Raw genomic sequence first — 11,395 nt, forward strand, 5'->3', positions numbered from 1 at the left:
CTGAAATCGGTTACAGTGTGCCGATGGTCACGATCTACGATGTCGCTCGACTCGCGCAGGTCTCGCCGGCCACCGTCTCCCGGGTGTTCAACGGCACCAGCGTCTCTGCGGGCAAGGTCGAGGCGGTGCGCCGAGCTGCCGAACAGTTGCGCTTCACACCCAACCGCACCGCCCGAAACCTGCGACGGCAGAGCTCCGAGGTCATCGGACTCGTCATCCCCGACATCGAGAACCCGTACTTCACCGAGATGGCGAGAGGTGTCGAGGACGTCGCGTCGGAGGCCGGGTACTCGGTCGTGCTCTGCAACTCCGACTCGCAGGTCGAGAAAGAGGCGACCTACCTGCGGATCGCGATCGCAGAGCACATGTCGGGCGTGATCATCGCTCCGGCGTCCGAGCGCACGAGGCTCGACCCCATCCTCGACACGGGCCGTCCCGTCGTCGCCGTCGACCGCCATACCGTCTACGACATCGACGGCGTGATGATGGCCAATCGCGAGGCAGGGGCATCGGCTGCTGAGGGACTGCTCGCCGGTGGATTCCGCAGGATCGCGTACATCGGCGGTCCGGAAGGGATCGATACGGCCGCAGAGCGCGCGGCGGGCTGGCGCGCGGCGCTCGCCGTCGGCGCACCTGAGGTCGATGCCGACGAACTGCTGCGCTTCGCGACCTTCCGCGTCGACGGCGGGCGTGCCGCCATGGAAGAGCTGCTCGCGCTGCCGGAACGTCCCGACGCGGTGGTGGCCGGGAACAACCTGATCGGCGTAGGGGCGATTCAGGTGCTGACCGAACACGGCCTGACACCGCCCCAGGTCGGGGTTGCTGTGATCGGTTCGCTGCCCTTCACCACTCTGTCGCCCACCGCAGTGACGGTCGTGCGGCTGCCGGCGCGTCAGATGGGAATCACCGCAGCGCGGATGCTGCTCGAGCGCATCGGTGGCGACGACCGGCCGTCGCGCACGGTGGTTCTGCCGAACGAGGTCCAGCCGTCCAACCCGACCAGGGTTTGACGGGGCGCTCCCATCCCTTGCGGCATGAAATCGATTTCGCGTACAGTTGCAGAACACGTGCGATCAAGGAGGACGCGAGTCATGACCTACACCCTGCCGGCACCGGCATCCCGACCTGCATCCGCGCCCAAGACCGCGTACCTCATCGCCTCCGGTGACCTGCGCGAGGCCGCCAACACCGGCGGCTGGCCCGTGCAGGTCGAGCTCGAGGCCGGCGTCACCGGCGTCTTCGAGGAGCTCGGCTGGACGGTCATCCGCGCCAACGACGTCGACCCCGCCACCGGCCACGGCTTCATCTCGAGCCAGCGCATGGGGCTCGAGGTCTTCAAGAACATCCCGACCGATGCTCCGCTCATCGTGGCCGAGGCGGTGTGGCAGTACTCGCACCACGTGCTCGCGGGGCTGCGGACGCACGAGGGGCCGATCCTCACCGTCGCGAACTTCGCGGGCGACTGGCCGGGCCTCGTCGGACTCCTCGGCCTGAACGCCGGCCTCACCAAGATGGACAAGCCGTACGCCACGATCTGGTCGGTCGACTTCACCGACGACTGGTTCACGTGCGGCATCGAGGAGTGGACCAAGACCGGATCGATCACGCATGATGCGTCGCACGTGCGCCCGCTGCCTGAGCTTCCCGACAGCCCCGAGAAGCAGCTGGGCGAGGCGCTCGCCGCCGAACTGCGTACGGAGAAGGCCATCATCGGCGTCTTCGACGAGGGCTGCATGGGCATGTACAACGCCATCTTCGACGACGAGCTTCTGAACAAGACCGGCATCTACAAGGAGCGCCTCTCGCAGTCGGCTCTGTATGCCGAGATGCTCGAGGTCGGCGACGATGAGGCGGATGCCGCCTACGACTGGCTCATCGACGCCGGCATGACATTCCGCTATGGCGAGGATGCAGCGACCGAGCTGACCCGCGAGCAGGTGCAGTGGCAGCTGAAGATGTACATCGCCGCGCTCCGCATCGCCGACGACTTCGGGCTCGACGCGGTCGGCATCCAGTACCAGCAGGGCCTGAAGGACCTGGTTCCGGCATCCGATCTCGCCGAGGGCATCCTCAACTCGACCGAGCGCCCGCCCGTGACCTCGCGCGACGGCTCGCGCGTGCTGCACGAGGGTCGTGCGTTCCCGCACTTCAACGAGGCCGACGAGGGGGTCGCGGTCGACGCGCTCGTCACCGACCGGGTGTGGCGGGCGATGGGCCTGGTGCCCGACAACACGCTGCATGATGTGCGCTGGGGCGAGGACTTCGACGGAGAGTTCGTCTGGGTCTACGAGATCTCGGGCTCCGTGCCGGCCTCGCACCTCGGTGGATGGCAGAACGCCGAGGGGTGGCGCCAGGGTCATGTCTTCTTCCCCGCGGGCGGGGCCACGATCAACGGCGTCTCGAAGCCCGGAGAGATCGTGCTGTCTCGCGTGTTCATCGCCGACGGCATCCTGCAGGCCGACATCTTCCGCGCATCCGTCGTCGAGCTGCCGGACGCAGAGACCCAGCGCCGCAAGGACGCGACGAACCCCGAGTGGCCGATCGCGCACGTGGTGCTGCACGGCGTCTCGCGCGATCAGTTCATGGCTCGCCACAAGGCCAATCACGCGCAGCTCGTCTACGCACCGGATGCCGAGACGGCCGACAGGGCGCTGATCGCCAAGGCCGCGATGTTCGCCGGCATGGGCATCGAGGTCAACGTGGTCGGAGACGTGAACATCTGACCGGAGACCGACTGCGCACGTCCGGGAGGGGCGGGTGCTGCGGGCTCCGGCCGGCAGGTCATTACAGTGAAGGGATGAGCCCGGCGAGACGCGTGACGATCAGCGACATCGCGCGCCTCGCCGGGGTCTCGCCCGGCGCGGTCTCGTTCGCTCTGAACGGTCGCCCGGGGGTGAGTGCAGAGACGCGCGCCCGCATCCTCGAGGTCGCGGCGCAGCACGATTGGCTGCCCAGCTCGACGGCTCGCGCGCTGGCGGGTGCACGTTCCGGGGTCATCGGATTCGCGGTGAACCGACCTGCCCGCACTCTCGGTGCCGAAGCGTTCTTCATCGATCTCACGGCCGGCGTGCAGTCGGCTCTCGCGCCGCACCACCTCGCGCTGCAGACGGCGCTCGTGCGCTCGATCGACGAAGAGATCGCGACCTATCGGCGCTGGCGCAGCTCGCACCAGGTCGACGGGGTGGTCGTGATCGATCCCCGGGACGATGATCCGCGGATGCCGGTGCTGCGCGATCTCGCGCTGCCTGCTGTCGTCATCGGCAGCCTCCGCTCCGAGCCCGACCATCCTGCGACTCTGCAGGTCGATGACGAGCGGGTCGCGCACGCGCTGTTCGAGCACCTGGTCGGTCTCGGTCACCGCCGCATAGCGTACGTCTCGGGTCCGGCGGAGTTCCAGCACACCAGGCTGCGCGCCGAGGCTCTGTGGGAGCTGGCGGTCGAGGGTGTCGCCGGCACGGTGATCCCGACCGACTCATCACCGGCCGCAGCGTCCGCAGCACTCGCCCGGCTGCTCGCCGACGAGGTGTCGCCGAGCGCTGTCGTCTTCGACAGTGATGTGATGGCGATCGCGGGCCTACGCGCCGCGCAGGAGCGCCGTCTGGCCGTGCCCGCCGACCTGTCGATCGCGTCGTTCGACGATTCGACGGTGGCCGCGCTCGTACGTCCCTCGATCACGGGCATGACGAGGGACACCTTCGGGCTCGGAGCGGCTGCCGCGAACTTCCTGATCGACCAGATCGGCGCATCCGCGCCGCTTCCCGACCGCAGCGGCTCGGCGCCTGTGCTGTCGGTGCGCGAGAGCACGGCGCGAGCGCACTGAGGCCCGCCCTCGAACCGAGGTGCGGGCCGCGGGCTCGGGCTACTGCGCCCGGTGCTCGACCACCGTGTTCTGCGACTCGTACGACCACGGTTCGACGGTGGGGCGCACGAGCTCCGTGATGCCGCGAGCGGTGAGTGCGGACGGATCCTCGGCATCCTTCGACGTGACGAATGCGGGGTCGACGCCGGCCTCGCACGCATCGACCCAAGCCTGGAAGATCGAGCCGCCGGGGCTCATGGCGCCGCGACTCACGGGAGTCTCGGCGTCGTCCACCTCGACCACGATCCCGAGAGTGCGCGGCGGAGTCTCGTGTCGTTCCCGCAGCTCGGGAATCAGCTCGGCGAACCTGCGGCCGATCGGCTTCGCCTCGCCGTTCTGGTCGACCAGGCCCAGGGTGTACTCGAGCTCGGGGAAGTCCGCAAGACTGCGGCTCACGTCGTGCGAGCACCACCAGGTGACACCCCAGAGGTCGTCGGTCCTCACGACCGATCGCAGGGTGGCTTCGAGGAAGTCGGGGGTCTGCTCCGATGTCAGACAGTTCGACGGGGCGCCGACCTCCTGCAACCAGATCGGCTTTCCCGGTTCGGTCGTGAACGCACGGGCGAGTTCGATCATGTACTCGGCGTGACGGTCGGATGCCACGGAGCGGCCGCCGTACTTCTGGGCGGTGCCGTTGAAGATCCACGAGTGCACGGTCGTGATGTCGCCGAGGCGCGAGGCGAGCGCCGGGGTGAACCCGTGGCCGTCCATGTACCAGGCCGCGTCGTACTCGCTGTGCACGTGTTGCTGCCGAGGCGCCGCACTGTGCGCGGCATCCAGCAGCGTGGTGATCCAGTTCGCCGCCTCGGTCTCGGTCACCGGCCACGGGGAGGGATGGGTCCGTGCCGAGAACTGATTCGTCTCGTTGCCGAGTGTGAATCCCAGGAAGTTGTCGGCGTCGCCGAGTCGTTCTCCCAGGCGAGTGACGAGTTCGACCTGTCCGCTCAGGGCGTCCGGGTGCGTGAACATGTTCTTGTCGTGCCACGTGAACAGCCATGACGGGATGAAGTCGAAGCTCGACAGGTGACCCTGGATCACATCGACGCTCGCGTCGAGCCCGAACTCGGCGGCGACGTCGACCACCGCACGCACGTCGTCGACGGACTCGTCACGGATCAGCGTGCGGTTCGGTTGCAGCACGGTCCACAGGGGGAAGATCCGCAGGTGGTCGAGCCCCAGTTCGGCGAGCGCGGCGAAGTCGCGGCGCACCTCATCGAGGTCGAGTGACATCCAGGCGTGCATCCACTGGGAGCGGGGCGTGTAGTTCGCGCCGAAGCGAAGTGGTGAGGCAGACGACGGCATCGCTGTCCTTTCAGGGGTCGGTGCACAGACTCTAACGCGATTCTCCGAACGGTGCTATACCGCTTTAGTAAATTAGGCTGAGAAACCCGGCTTCGATGGAGACCACCGCATGCATGACGACACCTCGCTCACCGTCGGCCGCGTCAAGCGGGTGCTCGACGAGCGCATCCGCCCAGCCGTCCACTCCGCGTCCGTGCCTCTGACCATCGAGGTGAACGAGCTCGTGGCTGAGCCGATCAGCCCCGCCGAGGGGCTCACTCTCGAGTTCGCCCCGGCCTCCGTGCCGAGCATGTGGGGTCCTGCCTGGTCGACGACCTGGTTCAAGATCACCGGTCGCGTGCCCGCCGAATGGGCCGGTCGTCGCGTCGAAGCGGTCATCGACCTCGGATTCGACATCAACATGCCTGGATTCCAGTGCGAGGCGCTCGCCTACCGGCCTGACGGCAGCCCGGTCAAGAGCATCAACCCGCGCAACCAGTGGCTGCCGATCACCGAGACCGCGCACGGCGACGAGCCCGTCGAGCTGTACCTCGAGGCGGCGGCGAACCCGGTGCTGCTCGACTACCACCCCTTCCTGCCGACGCAGGAGGGTGACATCCAGACCTCTTCGCGCGAGCCGCTCTATCGCACCCGCCGCATCGACCTCGCCGTTTTCGAGCAGGAGGTGTTCGAGCTGTCCCTCGACCTCGAGGTGCTGTTCGAGCTGCAGGCCGAGCTGCCGGCGACCTCGCCCCGACGCATGCAGATCCTGCAGGCCATGGACGATGCCCTCGACGTGCTCGATCTGCAGCGCATCGTGCAGACGGCGTCCGATGCCCGCGCGCGCCTCGCGGGCGTGCTCGCAGCTCCCGCCGAGGCCAGCGCCCACCGCATCTCGGCGATCGGCCACGCCCACATCGACTCCGCCTGGCTGTGGCCGGTGCGCGAGACGATCCGCAAGGTCGCCCGCACCACGTCGTCGATGACGACGCTGATCGAGGAGCAGCCCGACTTCCTCTACGGCATGTCGAGCGCCCAGCAGTACGCGTGGCTCAAAGAGCACCGGCCTGAGGTCTACGCCAGGGTCAAGGCCGCCGTCGCCGAGGGGCGCTTCCTTCCGCTCGGCGGCATGTGGGTCGAATCCGACACCGTCATGCCGACGGGCGAATCGCTCGTGCGCCAGTTCTCCTACGGTCAGCGGTTCTTCGAGCGCGAGTTCGGCATCCGCTCCAAGGGTGTCTGGCTGCCCGACAGCTTCGGATACTCGCCGGCGCTGCCGCAGCTCATGCGCCGCGCCGGGTTCGAATGGTTCTTCACGCAGAAGATCTCGTGGAACCAGCAGAACGTGTTCCCGCACCACAGCTTCCTCTGGGAGGGCATCGACGGGTCGCAGGTGTTCACGCACTTCCCCTCGATGGACACCTACAACTCGCAGCTGAGCGGCATGGAGGTCGCCAAGGCCTCGCGCCAGTTCAAGGAGAACCGCGTGACCTCGCGGTCGATCGCTCCGGTCGGCTGGGGCGACGGCGGGGGCGGCACCACGCGTGAGATGACCGGCAAGGCGAAGCGCCTCGAGAACCTCGAGGGCAGCGCCCGGGTCGTGTGGGAGCACCCGGACACCTTCTTCGACGCCGCCCGCGCCGAGCTGCCCAACCCTGCCGTGTGGGTCGGCGAGCTCTATCTCGAGCTGCACCGGGGAACCCTCACGAGCCAGCACGCCACGAAGGCGCTGCACCGCTGGGCCGAGCACGCGCTCGTCGAAGCCGAGCTGTGGGCCGCGACGGATGCCGTGCGCACCGGAGCCGCATACCCCCAGGCCGAGTTCGACCGACTGTGGGAGACCGTGCTGCTGCACGAGTTCCACGACATCCTGCCCGGCACATCGATCGCCTGGGTGCACCGCGAGGCCGTCGAGGTGCTCACGAACGTGCTGTCGGATGCCGAGGAGATCTCGGTTGCCGCTCGGCGCTCGCTCGCGGGCGAAGGCGATCGCGAGCTGCGGTTCGTGCCGACCTCCGTCGGTGGCGGCGGCGGACGCGCGCTCGGGGCCGCCTTCGTCGAGGCGCCTGCCGCAGCATCCGTCATGCTCTCCGGGGAGGACGGCGGGTGGCGCCTCGAGAACGAGCTCGTCTCCGTGCTGATCTCAGCCGAGGGGCTCATCGTCTCGGCGGTCGACAAGGCGTCGGGCCGGGAGGCGGTGGCCGAGGGGCGCGCAGCGAACCTGTTCCAGCTGCACCAGGACTTCCCGAACATGTGGGACGCGTGGGACATCGACAAGTACTACCGCAACAGCGTCGACGACCTCACTGCGGTCGACTCGATCTCGGCATCCGTCGTCGACGGCGTCGCCTCCGTCGCCGTCACCCGGTCGTTCTCAGAGTCGACGATCGAGCAGACCATCACCCTGGCGCCCGGTCAGCGCACGGTGCTGCTGCGCAACGACATCGACTGGCACGAGACGGAGAAGCTGCTCAAGCTCGCGTTCCCGCTCGATGTCCAGGCCACGCACACCGAGGCCGAGACGCAGTTCGGCTACCAGTCGCGGGTGACGCACACGAACACGAGCTGGGAGGCGGCGAAGTTCGAGACGTCGATGCACCGGTTCGTGCTGGTGCGGGAGCAGGACTTCGGCGTCGCCCTCGTGAACGACTCGATCTACGGCTACGACACCTCGCGCGAGGTGTCGGATGATGCCGTCACGACCACGGTGCGACTCTCGCTGCTGCGAGCACCCCGGTTCCCCGACCCCGACACCGATCACGGCCACCACCAGATCGAGATCGGCTTCGTGGTCGGCGCGGATGCCGCGATCGCGACCGCCGAGGGCGTCCGACTCAACTCGCTGCCGACACTGGTGCGCGGCGCCCGTGAGGTCGCGCCGCTCGTGACCGTCGAGGGTGAGGGCATCGTGGTCTCCGGTGTCAAGCTGGCCGACGACGGCTCGGGCGATGTGATCGTGCGTCTGTACGAGGCGCTCGGCCGCCGTGCGGTCGGGTCGCTCGCTGCCGACTTCGAGCACAGTGAGGTCCGTGAGGTCTCTCTGATCGAGGACGCGCTGGACGAAGGGCGCGTGGGTGGAGAGCTGCGGCTGCGGCCGTTCGAGGTGCGGACGCTCCGCGTCGTGCGCTGAGGTCGGTCTTCCCGGGGACGGATGCGGCTGCCACCGGCTTCCATGGTGCAAGAAGCCCTGGCGCTGGGCGCCCTCCGACTGCATACTCGGTTGCACGACCGGCGATGGGGAGCCTCGACCGAAGGAGCACGAGATGGAACAGTATGTGTGGGTGCTGAAGGACAAAGAGCGTGACCTCATCCGAGAGCTCGAGCCGGATCGGCTGGCAGAGCTTGACGAAGACGGCCTGCTCGCTCTCCATAAGCGGATCCGGCGGGCTCGCAACAAGCACACGACCAACTATCGGCGTGGTGCGGCCGAGCGAGTCGAGCAGGCGGGCGGCCGCGGCGCGGCTGCCGCCGGTTCTGACAAGGCGCGTGGACGGGCGTACGTGTTCGAGGAGGCGCTCTCACTGATCAGTGCGGAGCTCGCTCGAGTGGCGCACGAGGAGGCGGAGGCGCTCAAGGACGAGCGCCTGGCTCGAGCCCGCGAGGGCAAGTGGAGTGGTCCCGGCTCTGACGCACCGCTCGACGAAGGCCTGTCGGCCGGCCGTATGCGAGAGCACCAGCAGACGACCGGCGGCGTGAAGCGAGACGTGTCGAGTCGCGCTCAGGGCGCTCGTCGACAGGCGAAGCGCGACTCGCGCTGACCGGCTGTCTGCACTGCGGGAGCACGATAGCGGATGGCGACCCTCGAGGATGTCCGAGAGATCGCTCTCGCGCTGCCCGGTGTGACCGAGCGCGTCGGCGGTCACACCGGCGAGCCCTCCTGGCGGCTGGCGAGCGGTCAGATCGCCTGGGTGCGCGGGCCCCGCAAGGTCGATCTGCGCCAGCTCGCGGATCTCGGACTCGTGTGGCCCGAAGGGCCTGTTCTGGGTGTGCGGGTCGCCAGCCTCGAAGAGAAGGAAGCGCTGCTGGCGGCAGAGCCCGAGGGCCTGTTCTCCATTCCGCACTTCGATGGATACCCCGGCCTCCTGGTGCAGCTCGACGCGGTGGACCGCGACCGATTGGCCGAGATCATCGCCGATGCGTGGCTCGTGCGAGCTCCGGTGCTCGTCGCGAAGCAGTGGCTCGCCGAGCGCGGCCTCGACTGATCAGGCCGCTGTCAAGAAGGGTCGTGCTGCGTCGAGGAAAGTACGAGGATCGTCGGCCCACAATCGGATGCGGTCGACATGGTGCACTCCGCCCTTCGGCGCGAGACCAGGGAGGCGGATCGCGACGGGGCGTTCGAGCTCGATCTCGACGTTGGTCTCGTCCTGCATCCGCTCGGCATACTCCGAACCGATGACCCGCGGCTGCTTGGGCTCATCGACCCGGCGGCTGATCGCGACCGACGCGATGTCCTCCCAGGCGATCGGCACGTCGAGCTCGAGTCCGCTGCGCACGCGGACGCCGTCAGGCCCCACCGAGTGCGGCCGCATGAGCATCGCGCACAGCAGTCCGACCATCCAGGTGACACCCCAGATGCCGAGCACCAACAGGGTGATGCGCATTGCCGGCCACTGATGCACGATGAGATCGAGGATCGGGATCTCGACGGCTGAGAGGCCGATGAAGATGAACAGCACCGTGAGCACGGGGCGGTGGTAGCCGATCCCCGTGCCGCCTTTCGGCACTGCGGGACGACGGGCGATCGCACGGGCGATGCTCGAGTAGACGCGAAGCTCGGCGATCCATGCGCGATGCAGGAAGTTGAGGATGCGCGCGATCGCGGTCGGTCCCGGAGCGGTCGTCTGCAGCTGTCCGGTCATGGCGCGACCTCGGGGGTGGCGGTCGCGCGGGTGTCTTCAGTGGCGGTGGTGGTTGCCGCGGTGGTTGCCGCGGTGGTTGCTGCGGTGGTCACGAGGTGCTCGAGGTGTGCGGTGACGGCTGACAGGCCTCGCTCGACGGCTGCGCGGTCTGCGGGGGCGATCACCGACAGCAGCGTCTCGTTGAGCTGTTCGTGCTCCCCGTGCATCCGCGTCATCGTGGCGGTGGCGGTGGCGGTCAGCTCCACCAGGACCGCTCGTCGATCGGTCGGGTGCGGGGTGCGGCGGACATGCCCCGACTTCTCGAGAGCATCGACGAGCCCGGTGATGTTGCGAGGGGTGACCTCGCAGAGTTGCGCCAGCGCCTGCTGCGTGGACGGCCCCGCGTGCTGGAGCACCCACAGTAGGTGCACACGGGCTGTTGTGAGTCCGGTGCCGTCGAAGGCGCGGGCCATGTCCCTCTGGAAGAGGTCTGCGATCAGCAGCAGGCGGTCGACGAAGAGCGGCTCCATGTTCATGATGCTACTACATTGTTACCTATATTCACTAGTTGCTCGGTCCTTCTTCACTCGCTCCTGCTTTGCTCTGTCCTGCTTTGCTCTCTCCTTCTTTGATCGCTCCTTCTTTGATCGCTCCTGCTTCATTCGCTTCTTCTTTGCGCTGTCCTGCTTTGCTCGCCCCTGCTTTGGTCGAACCTGCTTTGGTCGAACCTGCCTTGCTCGCACCTGCCTTGCTCGCACCTGCTTTGCTCTCTCCTGCTCTCTTCGGCTTTGCTCTCTCCTGCTCTCTTCTGTTTTGCCTCTTCTGCTCCCTTCTTTCTGGTCCCTTCTTTCTGCTCCCTCCCTTCTGCTCCCTTCTCCTCCTTGCTCGCCCCCTTCCTCCCGCTCCCTTCTCCTCCTTGCTCGCCCCCTTCCTCCCGCTCCCTTCTCCTCCTTGCTCGCCCCCTTCCTCTGTCTCTGCCTCCGCCTGCCGCGCGTTCTTGTCTGCGTTGTATTGGGAGATTGGAATATGGCGTTGAGCTGGGGTTATTCGGGGCGGTTTCGGGTCTCGAATGTCGGTGGTTCCGGGTTGACTGGAGGGTATGAACAGCACTGCGGAGCTTCTGGATCGGGTCATCGCTGACCTCGATGCGGTGCTGTCCGATGACGCGCTGGCAGGGCTGACCGATGCAGACCGGATCACGGTGTTGCAGGGCGCGGGGGCGGCGTTCCGACGTGCCGAAGCGGTCATCGTGGAGACGGTTGCGACTGCCGACATGGGTGACTTCCCTCATTCGGCGGGCTGTCGGGGCCTGAACGAGTTGTTGCAGCGGACGGTGTTGGTGGATGTGCGGGGTGCGGCCCTGGTCGACAAGGTGGTCGATCTGGTGCGGCGGCCGGTGAGTCTGGCGGGGGAGCGG

At 67.6% G+C, this 11,395-nt stretch carries 9 protein-coding genes and 1 pseudogene; 7 read left to right on the forward strand and 3 right to left on the reverse strand.

What is annotated here, in order from left to right; all coding sequences use genetic code 11:
* The first annotated feature begins 23 nt into the window (after nucleotides 1-23).
* The 3 genes from ACIOU8_RS15510 to ACIOU8_RS15520 all read left to right on the forward strand — a co-directional run bounded on the left by ACIOU8_RS15510 (nucleotide 24) and on the right by ACIOU8_RS15520 (nucleotide 3,820).
* The gene (locus ACIOU8_RS15510; RefSeq protein WP_400791308.1) at nucleotides 24-1,010 is read left to right on the forward strand and encodes a LacI family DNA-binding transcriptional regulator; all 987 of its coding nucleotides are present in this window, start codon (nucleotides 24-26) and stop codon (nucleotides 1,008-1,010) included.
* Between the two features lie 81 nt (nucleotides 1,011-1,091).
* A complete protein-coding gene (locus tag ACIOU8_RS15515; protein ID WP_400791310.1) occupies nucleotides 1,092-2,723 on the forward strand; it encodes a fucose isomerase in 1,632 nt (543 codons plus the stop codon).
* A 74-nt stretch (nucleotides 2,724-2,797) separates the two neighbouring features.
* Complete coding sequence (locus tag ACIOU8_RS15520) at nucleotides 2,798-3,820, forward strand: LacI family DNA-binding transcriptional regulator (RefSeq protein ID WP_400791311.1); 1,023 nt, start codon at nucleotides 2,798-2,800, stop codon at nucleotides 3,818-3,820.
* Between the two features lie 39 nt (nucleotides 3,821-3,859).
* On the opposite strand, the gene ACIOU8_RS15525 is transcribed toward ACIOU8_RS15520, so the two are convergent.
* On the reverse strand, nucleotides 3,860-5,161 hold the full coding sequence (locus ACIOU8_RS15525) for a glycosyl hydrolase (RefSeq protein WP_400791313.1): 1,302 nt from the start codon (nucleotides 5,159-5,161) through the stop codon (nucleotides 3,860-3,862).
* 109 nt (nucleotides 5,162-5,270) lie between these two features.
* Here ACIOU8_RS15525 and ACIOU8_RS15530 point away from each other — a divergent pair, with 109 nt between their 5' ends.
* From ACIOU8_RS15530 to ACIOU8_RS15540, 3 genes are all read left to right on the forward strand, one after another.
* Entirely contained in the window at nucleotides 5,271-8,270 is a 3,000-nt protein-coding gene (locus ACIOU8_RS15530; RefSeq protein WP_400791315.1) for an alpha-mannosidase, read from the forward strand.
* Nucleotides 8,271-8,403: 133 nt separating this feature from the next.
* On the forward strand, nucleotides 8,404-8,898 hold the full coding sequence (locus ACIOU8_RS15535; RefSeq protein WP_400791317.1) for a hypothetical protein: 495 nt from the start codon (nucleotides 8,404-8,406) through the stop codon (nucleotides 8,896-8,898).
* 33 nt (nucleotides 8,899-8,931) lie between these two features.
* Nucleotides 8,932-9,342: an MmcQ/YjbR family DNA-binding protein gene (locus tag ACIOU8_RS15540; RefSeq protein WP_400791319.1), complete on the forward strand. Its 411-nt coding sequence runs from the start codon at nucleotides 8,932-8,934 to the stop codon at nucleotides 9,340-9,342.
* Here ACIOU8_RS15540 and ACIOU8_RS15545 read toward each other — a convergent pair whose 3' ends face one another.
* Both ACIOU8_RS15545 and ACIOU8_RS15550 read right to left on the reverse strand, forming a co-directional pair.
* Nucleotides 9,343-9,999 (reverse strand): hypothetical protein, encoded by a 657-nt coding sequence (locus ACIOU8_RS15545; RefSeq protein ID WP_400791321.1) that lies wholly within the window; start codon nucleotides 9,997-9,999, stop codon nucleotides 9,343-9,345.
* Nucleotides 9,996-10,508 carry a MarR family winged helix-turn-helix transcriptional regulator gene (locus ACIOU8_RS15550; protein ID WP_400791323.1) on the reverse strand — a complete coding sequence of 171 codons (513 nt, stop codon included), beginning with the start codon at nucleotides 10,506-10,508 and terminating at the stop codon, nucleotides 9,996-9,998. The genes ACIOU8_RS15545 and ACIOU8_RS15550 overlap by 4 nt, the downstream gene beginning before the upstream one ends.
* Nucleotides 10,509-11,077: 569 nt before the next feature.
* Here ACIOU8_RS15550 and ACIOU8_RS15555 point away from each other — a divergent pair.
* Nucleotides 11,078-11,395, forward strand: a pseudogene (locus ACIOU8_RS15555) (hypothetical protein); the annotation flags it as partial.

The organism is Microbacterium sp. NPDC087589, from assembly GCF_044743635.1.
In the GTDB taxonomy this organism is placed as follows: domain Bacteria; phylum Actinomycetota; class Actinomycetes; order Actinomycetales; family Microbacteriaceae; genus Microbacterium.